Source organism: Sandarakinorhabdus sp. (assembly GCF_040398665.1).
Classification (GTDB): domain Bacteria; phylum Pseudomonadota; class Alphaproteobacteria; order Sphingomonadales; family Sphingomonadaceae; genus Sandarakinorhabdus.
Genome location: NZ_JBBATQ010000001.1, coordinates 430,557 through 451,793 on the forward strand (window position 1 = coordinate 430,557; position 21,237 = coordinate 451,793).

Genomic DNA, 21,237 nt, shown 5'->3' on the forward strand with positions numbered 1-21,237 from the left:
AAAGTCGGAGGTCATCAATCCCAAACCGAACAACCCACACCAACAACTGGTACCCGGCCGTTTCAAGGCCGTTGGTTCTGTTTCAACCCTCAAACTTGTTCAGGATCGCCACACCTCGTGACAGGTCGTCAAAATCCTGTGCCACACGAAGGCCGGATGGCACTGGTCGGTTGGTTTGACGGAAGATAATGTTCGCGTCCCAGCCTGCAACCACAAAGGGGGAACGGTTGTAATTATCAGGACGAAACCGGTGTGAAACGAACCAGTATCCGATATACCCTAACGGCAACAGGGCTTTCATTGCGGCCTCTAAGACTTCCGGCTTGTTGGCCTCCACAAAGATATCAGGTCGAAATTTCAATATGATCTGCTCTGCCCCGGCAATAACTTGCGGTTCAAATCCTTCGGCGTCGATCTTGAGTAGGTGGACATTTTGCAGATCGCCAAGGTTTGGATCGCCGTCAAGAGACGTGATTGGCACAATCTCGCTCGATAGATGGCCCTTGAAAGCCGTCTCGGTGCTGAACCCTTGGGTCAATGAATAGGAGCCATAGTTGAACGGCTCGTCGTAGTCGCTTGACTCGATAGCGATCCGTCCGACCGTGTCTCCAACGCCGCTGTGTAAGGCGAAGACATTCAGGCGATTGTTCAACGCGAGGTTGGCGCAAAGAATGTGATAAATCTGCCGCTGGGGCTCATAGCAATAGACGCGGCCTTGCGGACAGATCATCGACAGCGGCACGGCGTGAGTGCCGATATTGGAACCGACCTCGATGACCACACCGTCTGCTGGCAGCAGCCAGCGGAAGAGATCCACCTCGGCTTCGCTCCATTCTCCAAACATGTTCATGAAATGACTGATGAAATCACCGTGCAGGAGCAGGAATTTCCCCCACCTGCAGTCTTTCACATAGGTTTTCACGAACGATCCCCTGCCAAACAATGCGTGCGGCCTGTCCGGTGCCGCTGCCAACCCCGCACAATGACCCGGTTCAGCGTGCCGATCCTGCCAGTTCCGCAAGATAGGTGCGGTTATGGCCTTCGGGAAGCCGCCCGCGCCGCACCAGTTCCAGCAGCACAAACGCACAGAGATCAGGGCTGGTCAGGCAATGATGCGCGATGATCGCCAGTTTCTCCAATTGCACGTCGCTCAACCTGTCCAGCGCCAACGGATCGCGCACATAGACGATGTCGCTTTCCAGCAACTGGTGGCCCGCCACGCGGAAATTATTCTGGAAGATGGTCGGCGCGATCGACCAGCGCTTGACGTCGAGAAACCGGTGCGGGGCATAGCCTTGCGCACGCATCCACACATCCACGTCGCCGAAACTGGGCTGATCTTCATACAGGCAGATGTAGGACACTTCGAGCTGCACGGCGACACAGTCCCGTAGCCGGTCCTGCCCGTGCTGCATCACCGTCAGTTCGGCGCCCTGGATGTCCATCTTCAACAGATCGATGCGGGGCAGCCCGCCAAGATCATCCAGTCGGCAGGTCTGCACATCTTCCACCGCCTCGATGGCACCAAATCTGTCAAAGCCGTTGAAGAAGTTCAGCGCCGCCTGCCGCGGTTTCAGCAACGAGGTCATGCCGCTGGCCGGGCTGGCGATATGGAGCGGGCGCAAGCTGCCATCGAACAGAAACGCCTGGTGGATGGTGGCGCGATCCCCATAGGCCGCCTTGATCGCCGCTATCTGGCGGGCATCGCCTTCGAAGGCGTGCAGATGCGCCAGACCGGCATCGAGCAGGCCCTTGTACATCGGCGTTTCGGCAATCGCCGCCGCCCCCACATCCATTACCTGAATGAGCGGATCGACGACCGGAAACTTAAGTGACTTCATGAGAAAGGCCCAGATCGCGGTGGATGCCCCCGATGTCTTGGCCCGACCGGTAGGTCTTGACAAGCACCGTTGGCGGCCTGTGCCAAGCCGGCCGCCTGGCGCTCACAGATCTTTTCAAGGACCTCCGGCGATTCCGCGGCGGTTCAGACCGTTTCAAACACCGGGTTCAAAACAGCGTAACGGAAGCCTCAAGCCACAATCAGACAGCACAGTTTCGCAGCTCGGAATCTGCCTATGATCCGCTTGTTCCAAAATGACGTTCCAGGCGTGTATTTCTGAGTGTAAACTATTGAAACCGAGAGAAAAACCATGGTGCACCCGACAGGATTCGAACTTGGGACTTCAGCCCGCTTCAATTTCCGTATAATCTGGGAACACCCGATTTATGAAGAATGACGGTATGTTATACTGCGGAAAGCAGCGCGAAGAATTCTTACCATGAACTTCATGAAGACAGATACCCGTGCTATCCATCAATCCCCCCGCCTTGAATTGACTGTGAACTTCTACTGAAAATATACCATCCTCTTTCCAGTTTTGAGACGGGAATTTTATGGCCTCCCATACTTTTTTCCGATAAAAAAATCCGAAACCCCAGCCCAGTTCATTCGTCGGACCAAGAAAATCTTCATTTTCAAAATCAACGGAAGAAACGCCGGCCCAATCGCATACGTAATGTTTGCCAGTCTTTTTTGTCATGTCCCAATATCCAAAGAAACTGGATCTGATATCATGTACAAACCAACCGCGCAAATTCAGAAAATCGAGCCCCCGTTCGTCGATTGCTGACAACATTGTTGATGTATATTCTTTAGCATAAAAATCATCGTCATCGAAATGGGCGATAAAATCGCCTGAGCACCTCTCAGCCAACCAGTTCCTCTTGTCACCGATTAGCATTCGTTCATGGGTATGGTAGTATTTGATATTGTCGTACTCTAGTCCTGCTAGTGTCTTCGAAGGGGTCGGGCTGTCATCGAGAATCAGCCACTCGATATCGGAATGTGATTGCGATCGGAAACATTTGAGGATCCGGGAATGGAATTGCTCCCTTTGGAACGTCGGGGTGATGAGGCTAACTTTCATATATTTCCTTGCCGACTTGAGCGTCCATTTCACTGCACCACAATCTTGCGCCACCCCCTGCCAGAGAGCGCCTCCCCGGGGGCACCCGCAGAACGGCAAAGTTGTGCGCAAAAAGTCTTTTCCTGCCAGCAAAGCAACAAGCACTGCGACGACTCAGCAGAGCGCCCTCAAAAGCGCACGGTTCGCCAGCAGTTTGAACCCCAACTTTCCATCAGGATTCCATGCAGCAACATTATCGCTGCAGTAAGTCATTGATTTTATGGTGCACCCGACAGGATTCGAACCTGTGGCCTCTGCCTTCGGAGGGCAGCGCTCTATCCAGCTGAGCTACGGGTGCTTGGCGACGGGTGTTAGCAGCGGTTGCCGGCCGAGGCCAGCCTGATTCATCTGGCTGTTGGCGGCGCTGCGGGCTGGCGCTCGAACGGGCCGAGGCCGCAGCGTGCGGCGAGCATCTGTCCACCGGTTTGAAGGACCACGCTGATCACATCCTGCCGGCACAATTGGCTGAGTGAAGTCTGGTAGGAAAAGGCCCGTTCGATGCCCAATTGCGGGCAGCGATTGGGCAGTGTGTTGCGCCAGACACTGCCATCGCGCAGCACGAAATCGATGCTGTGATCATTGCGTACAATGGTTTGGCGCAGGCTGCCCAGTGGCAGGCAGATTTTCGTTTCTGCCGAAGGGACGGGGTCTGCCGCCGCGGCCGCGGCAGCCGAGACCAGCAGCAGCACGAACGGACCAAGGGCGGAACGGACCATGGGGGACAGATTGTTCCGTGCGCGCTGAACCGCCGCTTAACCGGGAGCAGGCGCGTCCATCTTGGCGCGGAACTGGCAGAGATCATTGACCGGGCACACCGCGCATTTCGGGCTGCGCGCCGTGCAGGTATAGCGGCCGTGCAGGATCAGCCAGTGGTGGGCGTGGCGGCGCCATGGTGGCTTCACCCGTTTCATGATGGCGTTTTCCACCAGCAGCGGCGTCTTGCCCGGCGCCATGCCGGTGCGGTTGGCGACGCGGAACACATGCGTATCAACGGCGCAGGTTTCCTGGCCGAACAGCACGCTCACCACCACATTGGCGGTCTTGCGGCCGACTCCCGGCAGCGTTTCCAGCGAGTCGCGATTGTCCGGCACGTCGCCGCCGAAATCGTTCACCAACCGGTGCGAAAGGGCGATGACGTTCCTGGCCTTGGCATTGAACAGACCGATGGTGCGGATGTGGCTTTTCAGGCCATCCTGGCCCAGGTCGATCATCTGCTGCGGTGTGTGCACCGTTTCGAACAGGCGCTTGGTTGCCTTGTTGACCCCCACGTCGGTCGCCTGCGCCGACAGCACCACGGCGACGAGCAGTTGATAGCCATTGGCATAGGCCAGTTCGGTCACCGGCTCCGGATTGGCGACCGCCAATCGTTCGAAAAATTCGGCGATTTCCGCCACGGTCATCTGCCGACGTGCAAGCTTGGTCATGCGACGCTGGATGCCGGCAAAAGCCATGGCGCGTAAAGGGGCTGCGGCGTAAAGCCGACCTGTGCTGCTCGATCTCACCCTCCGGCCCAACCGATCCCTGTCACGCGACCATGCTCGCTGGCTGGTGCTGGCCGTGGGCGGGCTGTTCCTGATCGGCAGCATCCGGTTCCTGGTGCTGGGCCTGTGGCCGGTGATCCCGTTCATGGTCGCCGATGTCGCGCTGCTCGCCTGGGCGCTGCGCAGCAATTTCCGATCAGGCGGCAATCACGAGCGCCTGGTGCTGGCGCAGGATAAGTTGATCCTGACGCGGGTGTCGCCGTGGGGCGAAACCAGGGTGGTCACCTTCGAACCCTGGTACACGCAGGTGCAGATCGAGGAAACGCCACTGGGCGACGCGTTGCTGTTCCTGGCCGCCCATGGTCGCCGCGTGGTGGTAGGCGGCTTCCTATCAGCCCCGGAACGCCGCGAGGTCGGTGCCGTGATCCGCGAGGCGCTGGCGCGCTATCGCAATCAGAGCCCCAGCACGTCGGCCATGGCGTAACGGCCGGCCGGCTTGCCCGCCAGCCACTGTGCCGCCTTCAGCGCGCCGCGCGCAAAGATGGCGCGGTCCTCGGCGCGGTGCCACAATTCGATGCGTTCCCCATCACTGGCCAGCAGCACCATGTGATCGCCGGCGGCGCTGCCACCGCGCAACGACGCAAAGCCGATCTGGCCTTCGATCCGCGCGCCGGTGATGCCATCGCGCCCGCTGGTGCGGTGGCTGGCCAGATCGATGCCGCGGCCACGCGCCGCCGCTTCGCCCAGCGCCAGTGCGGTGCCCGACGGCGCATCCACCTTCATGCGGTGGTGCAGTTCGGCAATCTCGATATCCCATTCCGGCCCGAGCGCGCGCGCCGCCTGCTCGACCAGCCGGGCGAGCAGCGTCACGCCCAGGCTGGTGTTGGCAGCCTGCAGCACGGCGATGTGGCGGGCGGCCGCATCGATGGCGGCATGGTGCACGGCTTCCAGCCCGGTGGTGCCGATCAACAGGGCGCAACCACCTTCCTGCGCGGCCTCCAGCGACACGGCCAACGCCGCCGGTGCCGAAAAATCGATCAGCACATCGCATTTGTGCGCGATGGCGCCGATGTTGGAACAGACAGTGAGGGTTTCGGGGTGCCCCGGCCCGGCGGCGCGGCCGCAGCTGGGGTGGCCGGCGCGTTCGACGGCACCAGACAGCATCAGCGGTGGTTGCCCGGCCGGGGCGGGCCAATCCGCCAGCTGCGCGATGATCGCCTGGCCCATGCGGCCGCCGGCGCCCAGCACGCCCACCTTGATTGCGTTACGGTTCATGGCGCGCATAGTGGCGTCTTGCCGGGACGGGCGCAACCGCCGGCATGCGGCGGTTCAGTCGGGCACCAGCATCTGCCAGTCAAACCGCCACTGGATGTACGCGCGTTTCACGGGCGGTATTCAGCAACGGCTTGCAGCGCTTCGCCAGCTGCTGGTCTCGCTTCACGAACCCCTGTCTTCCCCGCCTTCACGCCCTTCGTCCCCCTCGCCTTCACCTTGGGCGCTGCGGTGGCAGCGGGCGCATTTGTCGAGATTGCCGCGCACGCCTTCCTCGCGATGTTCGGCCAGCACGCGCGCCGGCTGATGTTCGTGGCAGCCATAGCAGGTGTAGCGTTGCAGATTGCCGCCGACATGGCAGGTGACGCACGCAACATTGTGCGGACCATCCAGCCGGAACAGCCGATCGTGGGCGAAATTGGCGGGCCGCCAGGCGTTGGTGCCGTGGCAACTGGCGCAGCCGGTGCTGCCCATCTGGCGGTGCAGCGGCCCGGCCGGCGCGGTGTGGCACGTCGCGCACTGGCCGCGGGCCTGTGGCTGCAGCAGCGCATGATTGAACATCGTCGGGCTGTGGCCGGTCAACGCCGGCCCGGCATGATCACTGTGGCAGGCCATGCAATCCGGGTTGGCCAATTGCTGGTGGAACGCGGCCTTTTTGTGGGCCAGCGCTGTGCCCCTGGTGGTGAACAGGCCGATGCGCGCCGGGGCGTGGCAGGCGATACAGCGCGGTGCTGCGGCCCCCTGGAACGGCTGATGACAGGCAAAGCAATCCCTGGCGATGGCGGCATGGGCGGGCATCACCGGGCCGGGTGCCAGCATCGGTTGCGGGTGCAGGATGGCCAGCACGATGATCCCGATCAGCGCCGCCGCAATGATAAATATGCCCGGCCGCGGCATCACTGCCAATCCCAGAACAGCGCCGTCGAAACCAGATGGGCGGTCGCCAGCACGGCAAACGCCAGGGTGATCGGCACATGCACGACCCGCCATTTGCGCACCAGATCATAGGTCAGGCTGTCGCGGTACAGGCGCTCCTCGATTTGGGTGGCATCCATTCCGCTGTCCGCCAGGCGGGTCCGGGCGGTCACCAACCGTGTGCGGGCGCGGTCCAGCAGGAATTTCCCGGTCAGCCCGCTGACGATATTCACCGCCATGGCCAGCAGCGCCAACCAGGCCAGCACCGCGTTGAAATGAATGCCGGCATGCACCAGCACCAGCAGCGACCCGGCCCAGGCCATGCGCTCGTGCCGGCGCAACAAATCCATCGGCTTGCTGCGCGTGGTGATTTTCCGTTTGCGCAGCGAATAGGCGAACGACGCCAGGATCAGCACCGTGCCGGGGATGCCCAGCCAGCGGCCCACCCACACCAGCCCGAAAAAGTGCAGCGCCGCATCGATCAGCAGGGCCAGTCCGGCAAGGGTCAGCAACGCCATGGCAAACGGCAGCACTTCGCGGCTGATAAGGCTGGCGCCGCGGTTCGGCATATCCGTTCCCTTCTGCACAGCATGAGAACCCGGATCGTGCACCGTCGGCAATAAGGGCCAACACGGTATTGCAGCTCAGGTCGCACCGGCTGCATCAGTGGCGCTTGCCGGGTTTTGCGCTTCGCCCTTATGGTCGCAGCAATGACCTTCCGCCTCGCCAAACCCGCCGACGCGCCCGCGATTGCCGCCTTGCACGCGGCAAGCTGGCGAGAGGCCTATCCGCATATTCTGTCCGCTGACTGGCTGGCCAACGATGTGGCGGCCGATCGCCTGCAGGTGTGGACCCGGCGATACGCCCCGCCCGATCCGGCACTGCGCGTGCTGTTGGCCGGGGATGCGGAAGGGCTGGCCGGCTTTGTCAGCCTGTTCCTTGCCGCCGACCCGCAGTGGGGCACGCATGTCGACAATCTGCATGTGCGCCCCGGCCTGAAGGGCCAGGGGCTGGGCCGGCGCCTGCTGGCGGCGGCGGCAGGTCTGTCGTTGGCCGAAGCGCCGGGGTTGGGCCTCGATCTGTTCGTCTACAGCGCCAACACCGCCGCGCGCGGATTTTACGCAAAGGTGGGCGGTGAAGACGTGATGGAATGGCTTGAAACCGCCCCCGACGGCAGCCGCCAGCCGGTGCGTCGCATCTGGTGGCCCGATCCGGTCGCCTTGCTGGAGCCTGTCACATGAGCCGCATCCGCAACATCGTCATCCTCACCGGTGCCGGCATTTCGGCTGAATCCGGTGTGCCCACCTTCCGCGCCGCCGATGGCCTGTGGGAAGGCCATAGGATCGAGGATGTCGCCACCCCGCAGGCGTTCCGCCGCAATCCGGAACTGGTGCAGCGCTTCTATGATGATCGCCGCGCCTTTCTGGCGCAGGTGCAGCCCAACGCCGCGCATCTGGCGCTGGCCCGGCTGGATGCGGCGTGGTCGGGTGAGCTGCTGCTGGTGACACAGAATGTCGATGATCTGCACGACCGCGCCGGATCGAAGCGGTTGCTGCACATGCATGGCGAGCTGCTGAGCGCGCTGTGCCTGGCCTGCGGCGCAGCGAATCGCTTCACGGGCCGGCTGATCGACCATCCGCCCTGCCCGGCCTGTGGCCGCGCCGGTGGTAGCCTGCGCCCCGATATCGTCTGGTTCGGCGAAATGCCCTACCACATGGATCGCATCACGGCGGCGATTGCCGCCTGTGATCTGTTCGTGTCCATCGGCACATCGGGCGCGGTCTATCCGGCGGCCGGCTTTGGGCAGTGGGCGCGGGAAGCCGGCGCGCGCACACTGGAACTCAATCTGGAGCCGTCGGCCGGCACCCCGATGTTCGATGAAGCCCGCCAAGGTCCGGCGGGCACGCTGGTGCCGGCGTGGGTGGAGGCGGTGCTTGCTGCGCGGCCATGATCCTTGGCCGTTCGCCGGCGCGGATTCGATGGTGTCTGGTGGACGCGGGTGGCGGGAAGCCGGGGACATTTGAGGGCAGGAAACAGCATCCGGAGGGGTGACCGGTTCCGGATCAGCCAGAATGTTTACAAATAATTGAAGTAACGTTAATCAGACATGATTAACCATTTTGGGGCAGAGTCTGCTGCGCCATGATGTCTTGCCGATCGAATCCGGGGGTCCAAACTATGATGAAATCCGTGTCCATGCTCGTTGCTGTCGCCGCCACCCTTGGGGCTGCGGTTCCTGCCGCAGCAACCTTCACTCTGGGCAACAGCCAGGGGGGGGACGGGTTCGTGATAGAGATCGCTCCGGGTCGCTTCGATCTTTTCGGCGCAAATGACGAAACCGAGGGCAATCTGACTAGTTACACCACCACGGCGCTGGCGGCGGGAACCATTTCAGGCCAGTTCCGCTATCTGACCTTGGACATCGATGGCAGCAACTTCGATCCAGCCGGCTATTTCATCAACAATGTTTTTGTCGCGCTCTCGGACCCCGATCTCCTGGCCTATAGTCAGAATTTTGGTACATTCAGTTTCAACGTGGCTCAGGGTGACAGCTATGGCTTCTACGTCGCGCCCGAATTTTCCTTTTTCGGTCGTGGTGTGCTGACCATCGGCGCCATCCCGGAACCGTCGAGCTGGGCAATGTTGATCGCCGGCTTTGGCCTGGTTGGGGCCACCCTGCGCCGCCGCCGCGTTGTCGCGGCCTGACATGGTGCCGCGTTGTCGCGGCCTGACATGGTGCCGCTTTGCTGCGGCCTGATACGTCGCCCATCACGATCAAGCCTCCGCGTCCGGTGACGCGGGGGCTTTTCTTTTGTCCATCGGCACGCGATGGTCACCACGATGACCAGCACCCCCGCCAGCCCGCCCCGCCCAGACCCAAGTCCCCGGCCGCGCTATCTGCCGGCCTTTGCCTGCCTGAATGCCGTGATCGCCCTGGCCTTCGGCACCTTCGCCGCGCACGGCATCCAGGACGGCCAGGCGCGGGACTGGATCATGACCGGGGTGATGTTCCAGTTGCCGCACGTCGCGGCCGTGTTCGGGTTGCTCGGCTGGCGCAATTCGCCCCTGGTGCACAGCGGCGCCTGGGCGGTGAGCGTCGGCAGCTTCATCTTCGCCATGGATCTCAACCTGCTGGCCATGGGCGCACCGCGCTGGGTGGCGGCGCTGGCCCCGGCCGGCGGCACTGCCATGTTGTTTGGCTGGCTGTGGTTGACCGTGATCGCTTATGCCGGTGACGCGCTGAAACGATTCGAAGGTTAGCGCTTTCCGACCAACTTGGATCACCGTCATCGCCCGGTCGGACGAACCTCGTCGATTGCGATGCAAAGCGCATCGCGGCCTCCACGCGTCCACAGACGCCTTGGGCCCTGAACCAAAACGGCCGTGGACCCAAAACGTGGCTTGATCACAACGGATACTCCAACCGTTCACATCCCCGGGGGTGGCGCGCCGAAGGCGAGGCCGGCGATGGCCGCGCCCGGTGTGTCGGCAACGGCCGCGGTGTAAAGGCTAGCGGCGGCGGTGGAATGGGCGAACAGCCAGCCGGCGATGAGCGCGATCGGCAGCGCCAGCAGGCCGACCACCCAGGCCGGGTGCAGCGCCGCGCCCCCGCGGGTTTCGCGCCAGGCCAGCCAGGCCGGAAACAGCAGGCCGGGCACGGAAGCGATTTCCATCGCGAAGGGCGTGAGGAACGGCATCGGCAGCAGGCGGCCGAAGGCCGGGCCCATCACCGCGGCCAGTGCGCAGATGTGCAGGCGGCGGTGCCAGCCGGTGTCACGCCGCCGCGCAATGGCGGTAAGCGCCAGGCCGGCGAAGACCAGCAGCGTGACCGGATTCTGCACCATGAAGACTTGCGGCTGGAAGAAGAATGGCGTGCGCCCCGATTGCGCGACCGCCAGCGTCACCGCAACGCCGGCGACCAGCATGGCGAAAATCCACACCAGCCCCAGCCAGCCAAGCTGCCGGTGCAGCGCGATGCGGCCACTGGCGGCCAGCCCGGCCTGCAACAGCGACAGCGCCACCCAACCAAAGAAGATCAGGCCGTGGACATGCACCACTGCCGGCGCGCCGAAGCTGGAGCGGCCCATCGCCAGTTGAAAGGAAAAGGCCGCCGCAAAGATCAGCGCCATCACGCCCGTAACACGCGCCTGGCGGACCAGATCAGCCTCGTCCAACCTGTTTGCCAATGATGCCACGATCGATCCCCCCGAATTGTCCGGTGGAGACTATCGTTACGTCTGCGCGGCGTCCATCATTTTGCCAGCTTGGGGATTGGCCCTGCATGCGGCAGCGTGACGGCGCAATCAGGAGACGCACATGATCGGGGTTATCGCCACGTTGAAGATCAAGGACGGCACGGCCGACGCATTCGAGGCGGCGTTCCGCACACTGCAGGCCGCGGTGCGCGCCAATGAGCCGGGCAACCACGCCTATCAGCTCACAAGGTCGAAGGCCGATCCGCTCACCTACAAGGTGCTGGAAGTGTATGCCGATGCCGATGCGTTGAAGGCGCATGGCGAAAGCGCACATTTCAAGGCCGCCGGCCCGGCGCTGGCCGGTGCCCTGGCCGGGCGGCCGGAAGTGGAATATCTGGACGGGGTGGTTTGAGGCAGGTTTGCGCTGTCATTCCCCACTCCCGACCCCTCCCCTGAGCCGCAGTCGAGCGCAGTTCAACGGGCGGGGTCGGGGGAGGTGAGATGGGTCAGAGCAGGGCCTTCAGCGCGTCGCCCAGATCGAGCTTTTCCCAACTGAAGCCACCTTCGGCATCGGGCGTGCGGCCGAAGTGGCCGTAGGCGGCGCTGCGCTGATAGATCGGCTGGTTGAGCTTGAGGTGCGTGCGGATGCCACGCGGCGTGAGCGCAAAGCCCAGCCGTGTCGGATCGCCGAGCAGCGCCTCGACGGCGGCTTCGGGAACCTTGCCTGTGCCGTGCAGATCGACATGGATCGACAGCGGCTCGGCGACGCCGATGGCATAGGAAAGCTGGATCGTGCAGCGCCGGCCGAGCCCGGCCGCAACGATATTCTTCGCCAGATAACGGCAGACATAGGCCGCTGAGCGATCGACCTTGGTCGGATCCTTGCCGCTGAACGCGCCGCCGCCGTGCGGGGCAGCGCCGCCATAGGTATCCACAATGATCTTGCGCCCGGTCACACCAGCGTCGCCATCCGGGCCGCCGATTTCGAACTTGCCGGTGGGATTGATGTGAATGGCCGTTTCGGACGTGATGAATCCGGCGGGCAGGATATCGGTGAACACGCCCAGCACATAATCGCGCAGTTCGGCATATTTGGCGGCATCACCACCCTGCTTGCCGTCCTTTTCCCAGGGGGTGCAATAATCGATCGCGTGCTGGGTGGACACGACGAGCGCGGCGGCGCGCACCGGCACTTCGTTCTCATAGGCCAGGGTCACCTGGCTCTTGGCGTCGGGCTCCAGAAACGGTGCCGCGCCGCTGTGACGATCTTCGGCCATGCGGGCGAGGATGCGATGCGAATAATAGAGGGTGGCCGGCATGTAATCCGGCGTTTCATCGGTGGCATAGCCGAACATGATGCCTTGGTCGCCGGCGCCTTCCTCCTTGTTGCCGGCGCTGTCCACGCCCTGCGCGATATCGGAAGATTGCGGATGGAGATGGTTTTCAAAGGTGAGGTTCTGCCAGTGGAACCCATCCTGTTCGTACCCGATGCGCTTGACCGTTTCGCGCACGGCGCGCTGGATATCTTCCTGGGCGCCCGGTTCCCAATTGCCGGCCGTGTCGATCATGCCGCGGCCGCGCACTTCGCCAGCCAACACCACCCGCTGCGTGGTGGTCAGCGTTTCGCAGGCCACACGGGCTTCGGGATCGCGCGACAGAAACAGGTCGACCACGGCATCGGAAATCTGGTCCGCCACCTTGTCGGGATGGCCTTCGGACACGGACTCGGAGGTGAACAGGAAGGTGGAGCGGCCCATGATCTTACCTACTATTGTTACGCGCCGCCGTCATACGCAGGCATCCGCAGCCGCGCAAGTCATATAACGAGAAGTTTATATCCCGAATTGCGTATGATCAGGCCAGATCGAGCCGCCCCAGGGTGCGGCGCTGCAAGAGCAGCGCCAGCCCCGCGAGCAGCACCGCACCCAGAAACGCCAGCACGGGCCCTCCGCGCGTGAACGGCGGCGCCGGCAGCGGCGGCGGCATGGTGGTAACGATGGCTTCGGCCACGTCATTCTGCACCTGATTGAGCACACGGCCGTGGCCGTCGATCACCACCGTCTGCCCGGTGGGGGTGGCTCGCGCGATCGGCAGGCCTTCCTCGATGGCGCGCAGCCGGGCCTGCGCCACATGCTGCGGCGGGCCCCAGGCGCCGAACCAGGCATCGTTCGACACGTTGGCGATCCAGGCCGGGCGGGTGGAGGCCTGCACCACCGCTTGCGGAAAGGCGATTTCATAGCAGATCACCGGGGCCACCCCCAGAAAACCCGGCAGCAACAGCGTGCGCGGCCCGGGACCAGAGGCAAAATCACTGTCACCCGGCACCAGCCGGGCAATGCCCAGCGGTTCCAGCAATTCGCGCCACGGCACATATTCGCCCATCGGCACCAGATGCGCCTTGTCATAGCGGCCGCGAATTCGGCCGGCTGCATCAATCACGAACAGGGTGTTGGAATAGCGGGCCTTCCCGCCTTCCCGCCTTACGCCCGTGCCGCCGGCCAGCAGCAGATCGCCGGGGCGCAGCACGCTCGCGATCCGGGCGCGGGTGGCGGCGTCTTCCTCGATCAGGCTGTCGATGGCCCCTTCGGCCCACAACACCAGCGCCGGCGTGGTCGCCACCGGCCGGCGCCGCGCGATCTGCGGATTGCCGCCGGGCCCGGCCACCTGGTCTTCACCCGTGTTGCCGGCAGCCCCTTCCAGCAGTTCGAGGCTGGAGCGGTTGCTGTTACCGATTTCGGTCGAAGGCGGCACGGTCAGGCCAGCGGCCACATCATTCTGCAATTGGCCCGTCACCTTGCCGACGCCGGGCCGCAGTGGCGTATCCACGCCTTCAGCCTGGCCGATCTGGGTTTCGCGAATCGACACATCCGGCAGATCGGATCGCGAATTGGCCTCCACCCGCAACAGCGCGGCTCGTGTCAAATCGAGATGGGTGGCCAGATGCGCCTCCACGGCGGCGGCATCATAACGCTCGCCCTGGCCGATGCCGGATTGCACCACGACCAGCGCCGGGCCGAGAAAGCCGGTTTCCAAGACCCCGGCGTTGCCGATCAGCCCGGCCACGAAGGTCGCCCCGATCATGCCGCCGCCGCTGATGCGGGCAAGGCGGTCGGGCCCCACCACCAGCCACAGCAGCCCGGCAGCCGCCAGCAGGGCGATCAGGGACAGGCCGATGGCGCCGACGATGGCGGCAAGTTGCGCCACCCCACCCACAGGCAGCCAGACAGCGCCAATCGGATTCCAGGCAAAGCCGGTGAGCAGAATTCCACGCGCCCATTCTGCCGGAATCCACAGCGCGCACAGCGCCAATACCCGCGCCGGCGGTGTGCGCAAAATCGCCGCCAGCCCGGCCGGCACCGCCACGAACAGCGCCAGATACATCGCCAGGCCGACCACGGCGACCCAGCCGAGCACCGGGGGCATCTTGGCCTGAAAGGTGAAGGCGGTGGCGATCCAGTTCAGCGAAAAGGCAAACATGCCGGTGCCGAACAACCAGCCGATCAGCGCCGCCGACCATGGCCCTCGGGCGCGGGACACCAGCCACAACAGCCCGGCCAGTGCGGCGATTGCCAGCGGCCACAGATTGAGCGGCGCAAAGCCCAGCGCAGCCAGACAACCAGCGACAAGGGCGAGCGGAAAGGCAACACGATTTGGCATGACACCATGGGTTAGCCTGAGCCGCGCCCCCGCGCCAGTGGCGTTTTGGGGCTGGGGCGCAGCGGCGGCCTGTGCCACAAGGCCGTCATGGGGCGGGAACCATCAAGCAATGATCGGGGGGCGAAGGCGCCTGCCCTCGGCACTTCTGCCCTGCAAATGGACGGTGTCACGCTGGCGTTGGGCGGCCGGCCGGTGCTGCGCGGTATCGATCTGGCGATTCCGCCCGGCGCGCTGGTGGCGCTGGTCGGTGGATCGGGAGCCGGCAAGACCAGCCTGCTGCGCCTGGTCAACCGCATGGTGCAGCCCGATACCGGCACGATCCGCATCGATGGTGTGGATGTGGCGGGGCGTGACAAGGAAAGCCTGCGCCGCGGCATCGGCTATGCCGTGCAGGGTGGCGGGCTGTTTCCGCACTGGACCGTGGCTGACAATATCGCTGCGGTGCCCTGGCTGATGGGGTGGGACAAGGCACGTCGGCTGGCGCGCGCCGCCGAACTGATGGAAATGGTCGATCTGCCGGTGCATCTGGCGGATCGGTTTCCAGGGGCCTTGTCCGGCGGGCAGGCCAGCCGGGTCGGGCTGGCGCGGGCGCTGGCGGTAAGCCCGCGGCTGCTGCTGCTCGATGAGCCGTTCGGTGCGCTCGATCCCGAAACCCGGACGGCGCTGGCCGATCGGCTGGTGGCGCTGCACCGCGCGCAGGGGCTGACCACCATTCTTGTCACCCATGATCTGGTGGATGCGCTGCTGCGGGCCGATCTGATGCTGGTGCTCGATGCCGGGACCATCGTCGCCTGCGGGCCGCCGGCACAGGTGGCGGCCAATCCGCACCCGGCGGTGCAGGCGCTGGTGGCCGGGCCATTGGCGCAAGCGGAATTGCTGCACGGGATGGGGGCGCGCCTGACATGAGCGGGTTGGCAGCGCTGCCCTCGGCGCTGGCGGCGCATCTGGCGATCAGCGCGGCGGCGCTGCTGCTGGCGCTGGTGGTGGCAGTGCCGCTGGCGCTGCTGATGCCGGCGCGGCCGTGGCTGCGGCGCGGCGTGATGGGCTTTGCCAGCGTGGTGCAGACGGTGCCGGCGCTGGCGCTGCTGGCGCTGTTCTTTCCGCTGCTGGTGCTGCTGAGGAACGTGACAGGCCTGGCCGTACCGTCGCTGGGGCTGTTGCCGTCGCTGTTGGCATTGGCGCTATATGCGCTGCTGCCGCTGCTGCGCGGTTTGGCCGGCGGGCTGGCGGCGGTGCCCGATGGGGTGCGCGACGCGGCGCGGGCCATCGGCATGAGCGACTGGCAACGCCTGTTCCATGTGGAGCTGTCGCTGGCGGCACCCGTGGTGATGGGCGGCGTGCGCACCGCGGCAGTGTGGACGATCGGCGCCGCGACGCTGGCCACCATGGTCGGGCAGAAAAGCCTGGGCGATCTGATCTTTGCCGGTTTGCAGTTGCAGGATTGGCAGCAGGTGCTGTTGGGGTGCGTCGCGGCGGCCGGGGTCGCCTTGCTGGTGGATGGCGCGCTCGGCTGGTGCCAGGCCGGCATTGCGCAGCGGCGCTGGCGCCCGGCGGCGCAGGGCCTGATCCTGCTGGCGCTGATCGCCGGCGGCGTGACCGGCTGGTGGTGGCAGGCGCGCCCCGCCTCTGCCACGCCCGCAGTGACCATCGGCACCAAGACCTTTTCCGAACAGTATATCCTGGCCGAGCTGATTGCCGACGATCTCGCCAGCATCGGCCAACCGGCCAGCATCCGTTCCGGCCTGGGATCGGGCATCGCGTTTCAGAGCGTTGCGGCTGGCGGCATCGATATCAGCATCGATTACAGCGGCACGCTGTGGACCCAGGCGCTGGGCCGTACCGACACACCACCACGCGATGTGATGCTGCCGATCCTCGCCCGTGATCTGAAGGCGCGATACGGCGTGACGGTGGCGGCGCGGCTGGGATTTGAAAATGCCTATGCGCTGGCCATGCGCCGCACGGATGCGGTGCGGCTGGGGGTGAAGACCATCAGCGATCTGGCGCGCGTGTCCGGCAAATTGCGGCTGGCCACCGATCTGGAGTTTCAATCGCGCGCCGAATGGACGGCGTTGCAGCGCAGCTATGGCCTGGGCTTTGCCAGCATCCGCGCCTTTACGCCGGTGCTGATGATGGCGGCGCTGAACGATGGTTCGGCCGATATCATCACCGCCTACAGCAGCGATGGGACACTCGTGGGCAATGATCTGGTGCTGATCACCGACGACGCGCAAGCGCTGCCGGCCTATGATGCGCTGCTGTTGGTGGCGCCCGGCCGCGACGCGCTGGTGGCACGACTGGCGCGTTACGAAGGCCGCATCCCGGTCGAGGCGATGCGCGAAGCCAATTGGCAGGCCGACCGGCCGCAGGACAAGCGCAGTCCGGCACAGGCGGCAAAGTGGCTGAAGGCGAAGACGGGGTTGTAAGCTGGACCTTGTTCGCACGATTCAGTCATGCTGGCGAAGGCCAGCATCCAGTGTGCCGCTGGGGCCGCCGGTGCCAACACAAGTCCGGGTCCCACGGTGGATGCTGGCCTACGCCAGCATGACGGGTTTCTTGTCGGGAGGTTAGAACTGCCCCGCCGCGCGCAATTGGCCCATCACTTCGTCGGCCGCTTCGCGGAACACCGCTACCACCGTGTCGATCTCATCGCGGGTGATGACGAACGGCGGCGAGAAGGCGACCGAGTCCGATGCCGGCAGGGCGCGGCCGATGACGCCGCGGGCGCGCGCTGCATTCACGATGCGCGCGGAGACTTTCAGCGCCGGATCGAACGCCAGCGGCCGGCCTTCGCCATCGCGCCCCGCAATGAACTCGACCGCGCCGATCAGCGCCTGGCCGCGCACATCGCCGACCAGCGGATGGTTGCCGAACGCCGCGCGCAGCGCCTCCTGCATGTAACTGCCGGTCACGGCGGCCTGTGCCACCAGATTCTCGCGATCAATGATATCCAGATTGGCCATCGCCACCGCCGCACCCACCGGGTGGCCCGAATAGGTGTAACCATGGCCGAACGCGCCGAATCGGCCTTCGGCGGCACGCATGACCTGCCAAACGCCATCGGAAACGATGCACGCCGACAGCGGGAAATAGGCCGAGGTCAGCCCCTTGGCCACGGTGATCATGTCCGGTTCGATGCCGAACACTTCGCAACCGAACATGGCGCCCAGCCGGCCAAAGCCGCAGATCACTTCATCGGCGATCAGCAGGATGTCGTGCTTCTTCAGGATCGGCTGGATGGCCTGGTAATAACCGGCAGGCGGCGCGTGCACGCCGCCGGCGCCCATCAACGGCTCCATGATCATCGCGGCAATCGTATCGGCGCCTTCGCGGGCGATGGTGGCTTCCAGATCATCGGCGAGTTTCTGGGTGAATTCGGCTTCGGACAGGCCATGGCCTTCCCAGATCCGGCGCGGCGCCATCACATGATGCACGCCGGGCAACGGCAAGCCGAAGCCATCATGCAGCCCGGTCAGCCCGGTCAACCCGGCGGTCATAACGGTCACGCCATGATAGCCGCGGGTGCGCGCCAGCATCTTGCGCTTGGCCGTCTTGCCCTTGGCGGCGTGGTACAGCCAGGCGATCTTCACCTGGGTGTCGTTGGCATCCGATCCGCTGTTGCCGAAAAACACCTTCTTCATGCCCGCTGGCGCCATGGCCACCAGCCGCGCCGACAATTGCGCCACGACATCATTGGCCATGCTGGAAAAGCCGTGGAAATAGGGCAGCCGCTCGGCCTGCACCCGCATGGCTTCGGCCAGTTCCGGCCGGCCATAACCGACGTTGACGCACCACAGGCCGGCCAGCGCATCGATATAGTCGCGGCCGTGCACATCGGTGAGCCGCGCGCCCTGGCCCGCCACCATCATCGCCGCCGGGCCATGATCTTCATGGTCGGCGGCCATGGTGAACGGGTGGAAGACATGGGCCTGATCCATGGCGATCAGGTCGGCGGCGCTGAGCGGGCGGTTCATCGGGCAAAGCCTTTCCAATGCAGAGGGTGCAAGCTAGAAGCGTGCCGTGCGGATTGGCAAGCCTTTGCGCGCGCCCGAAACGGGAAGTTTCGGTTGGCAATCAGGAATGCGATGCAATGATCGGTGCCTGTCGATCCGGCCACGCCATTCTGGCCATGCTGGCGCTGATCGCGCCGGAGACAGCCAGATCCCAAACGGTGGCGCATGGCGTGACCCAAACCGTGCCGACGGCATCGAGCGCCGATGCGCCGATCTGCACCGACCGCCCGACCAAATCCAATTTCGCCTGCACGGTGCCACGCGGCCTGATCCAGATCGAAGCCGACGGCCTGGCCTGGCTGTCCACCACATCGGGCGGCAACCGCACCGATCAGCTGGTGGCGGCCAACACCACGGTGAAATTCGGCCTGACCAGCCATAGCGACATCCAGTTGAACTGGACGCCCCTCGTGCAGGTACGCAATCGTGATGCCGCGGGGCGGGTGGATCGCCGCGCCGGCATTGGCGATGCCACCCTGCGCTACAAACACCGCCTGACAGGTGCGATGCAAAGCGTGCAGGTGGCGTTGCTGCCGTTCATCAAGCTGCCAACAGCGCCCGCGGGCATCAGCAATGGCAAGGTGGAGGCCGGCGTGGCCGTGCCGATCAACATCAATGTGCCGGGCGGGTGGACCGTCACGCTGGGGCCGCAGCTGGATTTCCTGGCTGATGCCGATGGGCGGGGCCGGCATGCCGGCGTGACCGGGCTGATCAACATTGCCCGGCAGATCGGCGCGGTCACCTTGTACAACGAGCTGTGGACCAGCCAGAATTTCGATCCCACCGGCACCATCCGTCAGGCCAGTTACGATATGTCGCTGGCCTGGCTGGTACATCCCACCCTTCAACTGGATATCGGCGCCAACATCGGGCTGAACGCAGCCACGCCCGGGCTGGTGGCGTATCTGGGCGTGGCCGCGCGTTTCTGAACGCCGGACAAGGTTCATGCCGGCGGCAGCGGGTCCATCCGCCAGAAATTCTTCACCTCGTCGTCGCGGCCGGTCATGTCGTACCGGATCAGGCTGAACGGGATACGGCCGATGGTCATCACCCGGTCGTGAAAGCGCTTCAGCTCGAACTTTTCGCCTTCCTGGAAGCGCACGTCGGCCAGCAGCTTCTGCATCTCGATCATGCCGACCGTGTAACCGATGCCATAGCCGGGCGGGCGGCGCAGATAGATTTCGGCATCGACCCGCGCGACATTCTCATCCAGCATCGGCGTGTTCTGTCGCCATTCGGCCACCACGTCCTTCACGCCCTTGCGGTTCAGTTGCAGATCGATGTCGCCAGCCACGCGCACGGCGCGGAAGATGCCGAAAATATCGATCAGCTCGCGCACCCGTGGGCGGCCGGCCATGAAGCCCAGCTTCTGACTGGCCTCCTCCAGATAGACGCCCCAGCCTTCGGCGCGCACGCCATCGCCGATGCGGGACCGGATCGGGTGCTTGTCGCGTTTGCCCATGTTGCCGTCAAAGGCGTGGCCGGGGATGGTGGCGTGGAACAGATCGGGGCTGGCATCGCGATACTGGATTTCCTCCCAGAAATTGCGGCCACCCGGACGCTCGATCCACGGCACGTTGACATAAAGCGGGCCGATATCATCGGGAATGGTGATGATATCCTCGTCCTTCAGCCACTGGGTGATCGCCGCCTTGGTGTCGGCGCGGCGGCGCTCATATTCTTCCTTGCTGGCCGCGGGCAGCAGCGGCGGCAGCTTGCGGTTGCGATGCTCCTCCAGCGCGTGGATCGCCCACAGCCGCTGCGATTCGCGCGCGCCCAGCACATAAAGCTGATCGGCATTGTAGGGCAGCAGCTTGACGTTCTTCAGATACCAGTTGAAGCGCGCCTCCCCTACGCCGGCCTTGGCGGTCATCTTCGGCCGGGCGGCCTTCAGCCAATCGCGAAAGCCCAGCGCCGCACTGCGCGCCGCCATGATGTCGGGCAGCAGATCGGGCTGCTTGTCCTTGGCGCGCGCCGCCATGTCGTCGAACCAGCCGATCACGCCGGCCGGCGGCACCGGCCGCCACGGGTGGTTGTGGCCGACGCCATCGGCATGTTCGAGATTGTACAGCGCCAGGTCGGCATAATCGGCGGCGGCTTCGGTCAGCGTGCGCTTGCCCTGTTCGGCAAGCTGCGGGATCAGGCGCAGCCGGGCGACCAGCCGATCCTTTTCGGCACCGCTCACCGGCAGTTCGGTCATCGGCGGATACAGCATCTGATCGACATAATGGCCGGGATCGCGCGAAAACGGCTTGGACACCTGCAGCCAGAACATGTGCTGCGCCATCTTCGATCGCACCGCCAGCCAATCGGCCTGTTCGGCGCGGCTGAAACTGGCGACATTCATGTCCTGCACGCGTGCCATCAGCCCGTTCAGCTCGCGGCTCTGGCGTGCAATGGTTTGCGGCGTGTAATCGGGCACGCTGGCGCCCTCGCGCGCGTCGCGCCAGGCGAGGAATTCGGCCCAAACCGCGTTGAGCACCTTGTAATCACCGCGGCCCTGCGGCGGGCCGGCCGGCGCGGCGGTCGCCGCCTGCACCGGGGCGGCCGTCATCAAGGCGGCCGGCGCGCCCAGCACCAGTGCCAGCGCCGAAGCCATCATTGCCATTTGCCGCGTCATGCCCGTCCCCTTATCCTGCCCGAATGTCCCATCCGAAAGTCTCGGCATCAGCCTGCCGGGCAGCCCGGCGGACGTCAATAGATTTGCGCGCTTGGCGAACCAATGTATTCTATGCGA

22 protein-coding genes and 1 tRNA gene are annotated in these 21,237 nt (G+C 64.5%); 9 read left to right on the forward strand and 14 right to left on the reverse strand.

Translation table 11 applies throughout. From position 1 onward, the window contains the following. Positions 1 to 82: 82 nt before the first annotated feature. From ABWP22_RS02055 to nth, 6 genes are all read right to left on the reverse strand, one after another. Entirely contained in the window at positions 83 to 922 is an 840-nt protein-coding gene (locus ABWP22_RS02055) for an FkbM family methyltransferase (RefSeq protein ID WP_353198259.1), read from the reverse strand. Between the two features lie 70 nt (positions 923 to 992). Then, entirely contained in the window at positions 993 to 1,841 is an 849-nt protein-coding gene (locus tag ABWP22_RS02060) for an FkbM family methyltransferase (protein ID WP_353198260.1), read from the reverse strand. A gap of 342 nt (positions 1,842 to 2,183) precedes the next feature. Beyond that, the gene (locus ABWP22_RS02065) at positions 2,184 to 3,071 is read right to left on the reverse strand and encodes a glycosyltransferase family 2 protein (protein WP_353198261.1); all 888 of its coding nucleotides are present in this window, start codon (positions 3,069 to 3,071) and stop codon (positions 2,184 to 2,186) included. A gap of 116 nt (positions 3,072 to 3,187) precedes the next feature. Further along, a tRNA-Arg gene (locus ABWP22_RS02070) sits at positions 3,188 to 3,264 on the reverse strand. 46 nt (positions 3,265 to 3,310) lie between these two features. After that, on the reverse strand, positions 3,311 to 3,682 hold the full coding sequence (locus tag ABWP22_RS02075; RefSeq protein WP_353198262.1) for a hypothetical protein: 372 nt from the start codon (positions 3,680 to 3,682) through the stop codon (positions 3,311 to 3,313). 36 nt (positions 3,683 to 3,718) lie between these two features. Continuing rightward, positions 3,719 to 4,366 carry an endonuclease III gene (gene nth / locus ABWP22_RS02080; protein ID WP_353198421.1) on the reverse strand — a complete coding sequence of 216 codons (648 nt, stop codon included), beginning with the start codon at positions 4,364 to 4,366 and terminating at the stop codon, positions 3,719 to 3,721. An 85-nt stretch (positions 4,367 to 4,451) separates the two neighbouring features. On the opposite strand from nth, the gene ABWP22_RS02085 reads away from it, so the two are divergent. Continuing rightward, positions 4,452 to 4,931, forward strand: coding sequence for a DUF2244 domain-containing protein (locus ABWP22_RS02085; RefSeq protein ID WP_353198263.1), 480 nt, complete (start codon positions 4,452 to 4,454; stop codon positions 4,929 to 4,931). Here ABWP22_RS02085 and dapB read toward each other — a convergent pair. The 3 genes from dapB to ABWP22_RS02100 all read right to left on the reverse strand — a co-directional run bounded on the left by dapB (position 4,901) and on the right by ABWP22_RS02100 (position 7,203). Then, positions 4,901 to 5,722 (reverse strand): 4-hydroxy-tetrahydrodipicolinate reductase, encoded by an 822-nt coding sequence (gene dapB, locus ABWP22_RS02090; protein WP_353198264.1) that lies wholly within the window; start codon positions 5,720 to 5,722, stop codon positions 4,901 to 4,903. The two genes, ABWP22_RS02085 and dapB, sit on opposite strands and share 31 nt — an antisense overlap. Positions 5,723 to 5,884: 162 nt before the next feature. Further along, positions 5,885 to 6,616: a cytochrome c3 family protein gene (locus tag ABWP22_RS02095; RefSeq protein ID WP_353198422.1), complete on the reverse strand. Its 732-nt coding sequence runs from the start codon at positions 6,614 to 6,616 to the stop codon at positions 5,885 to 5,887. Then, positions 6,616 to 7,203, reverse strand: coding sequence for a hypothetical protein (locus ABWP22_RS02100; RefSeq protein ID WP_353198265.1), 588 nt, complete (start codon positions 7,201 to 7,203; stop codon positions 6,616 to 6,618). Before ABWP22_RS02100 ends, ABWP22_RS02095 begins: the two co-directional genes overlap by 1 nt. A 141-nt stretch (positions 7,204 to 7,344) precedes the next feature. Here ABWP22_RS02100 and ABWP22_RS02105 point away from each other — a divergent pair, with 141 nt between their 5' ends. From ABWP22_RS02105 to ABWP22_RS02120, 4 genes are all read left to right on the forward strand, one after another. Next, positions 7,345 to 7,875, forward strand: coding sequence for a GNAT family N-acetyltransferase (locus tag ABWP22_RS02105; protein WP_353198266.1), 531 nt, complete (start codon positions 7,345 to 7,347; stop codon positions 7,873 to 7,875). Continuing rightward, positions 7,872 to 8,585, forward strand: a complete 714-nt coding sequence (locus ABWP22_RS02110; RefSeq protein ID WP_353198267.1) for an NAD-dependent deacylase — start codon at positions 7,872 to 7,874, stop codon at positions 8,583 to 8,585. The genes ABWP22_RS02105 and ABWP22_RS02110 overlap by 4 nt, the downstream gene beginning before the upstream one ends. Positions 8,586 to 8,812: 227 nt before the next feature. Beyond that, positions 8,813 to 9,340, forward strand: a complete 528-nt coding sequence (locus ABWP22_RS02115; RefSeq protein WP_353198268.1) for a PEPxxWA-CTERM sorting domain-containing protein — start codon at positions 8,813 to 8,815, stop codon at positions 9,338 to 9,340. A 135-nt stretch (positions 9,341 to 9,475) separates the two neighbouring features. Further along, the gene (locus tag ABWP22_RS02120) at positions 9,476 to 9,895 is read left to right on the forward strand and encodes a DUF423 domain-containing protein (protein ID WP_353198269.1); all 420 of its coding nucleotides are present in this window, start codon (positions 9,476 to 9,478) and stop codon (positions 9,893 to 9,895) included. Between the two features lie 167 nt (positions 9,896 to 10,062). On the opposite strand, the gene ABWP22_RS02125 is transcribed toward ABWP22_RS02120, so the two are convergent. After that, the gene (locus tag ABWP22_RS02125; protein ID WP_353198270.1) at positions 10,063 to 10,830 is read right to left on the reverse strand and encodes a hypothetical protein; all 768 of its coding nucleotides are present in this window, start codon (positions 10,828 to 10,830) and stop codon (positions 10,063 to 10,065) included. A gap of 121 nt (positions 10,831 to 10,951) precedes the next feature. On the opposite strand from ABWP22_RS02125, the gene ABWP22_RS02130 reads away from it, so the two are divergent. Further along, positions 10,952 to 11,242: a putative quinol monooxygenase gene (locus ABWP22_RS02130; protein WP_353198271.1), complete on the forward strand. Its 291-nt coding sequence runs from the start codon at positions 10,952 to 10,954 to the stop codon at positions 11,240 to 11,242. Positions 11,243 to 11,336: 94 nt separating this feature from the next. On the opposite strand, the gene metK is transcribed toward ABWP22_RS02130, so the two are convergent. Then, positions 11,337 to 12,587, reverse strand: coding sequence for a methionine adenosyltransferase (gene metK, locus ABWP22_RS02135; protein ID WP_353198272.1), 1,251 nt, complete (start codon positions 12,585 to 12,587; stop codon positions 11,337 to 11,339). 97 nt (positions 12,588 to 12,684) lie between these two features. Continuing rightward, positions 12,685 to 14,487 carry an apolipoprotein N-acyltransferase gene (lnt, locus tag ABWP22_RS02140; protein ID WP_353198273.1) on the reverse strand — a complete coding sequence of 601 codons (1,803 nt, stop codon included), beginning with the start codon at positions 14,485 to 14,487 and terminating at the stop codon, positions 12,685 to 12,687. A gap of 156 nt (positions 14,488 to 14,643) precedes the next feature. On the opposite strand from lnt, the gene ABWP22_RS02145 reads away from it, so the two are divergent. Next, complete coding sequence (locus ABWP22_RS02145) at positions 14,644 to 15,393, forward strand: ATP-binding cassette domain-containing protein (protein ID WP_353198274.1); 750 nt, start codon at positions 14,644 to 14,646, stop codon at positions 15,391 to 15,393. Beyond that, entirely contained in the window at positions 15,390 to 16,913 is a 1,524-nt protein-coding gene (locus ABWP22_RS02150; RefSeq protein ID WP_353198275.1) for an ABC transporter permease/substrate-binding protein, read from the forward strand. Before ABWP22_RS02145 ends, ABWP22_RS02150 begins: the two co-directional genes overlap by 4 nt. A 141-nt stretch (positions 16,914 to 17,054) precedes the next feature. Here ABWP22_RS02150 and ABWP22_RS02155 read toward each other — a convergent pair whose 3' ends face one another. Next, complete coding sequence (locus ABWP22_RS02155) at positions 17,055 to 18,461, reverse strand: aminotransferase (RefSeq protein ID WP_353198276.1); 1,407 nt, start codon at positions 18,459 to 18,461, stop codon at positions 17,055 to 17,057. 116 nt (positions 18,462 to 18,577) lie between these two features. On the opposite strand from ABWP22_RS02155, the gene ABWP22_RS02160 reads away from it, so the two are divergent. After that, complete coding sequence (locus ABWP22_RS02160; RefSeq protein ID WP_353198277.1) at positions 18,578 to 19,429, forward strand: transporter; 852 nt, start codon at positions 18,578 to 18,580, stop codon at positions 19,427 to 19,429. Between the two features lie 14 nt (positions 19,430 to 19,443). Here the strand turns inward: ABWP22_RS02160 and ABWP22_RS02165 are convergent, their stop codons facing one another. Continuing rightward, the gene (locus ABWP22_RS02165; RefSeq protein ID WP_353198278.1) at positions 19,444 to 21,120 is read right to left on the reverse strand and encodes a DUF885 family protein; all 1,677 of its coding nucleotides are present in this window, start codon (positions 21,118 to 21,120) and stop codon (positions 19,444 to 19,446) included. Positions 21,121 to 21,237 lie beyond the last annotated feature (117 nt).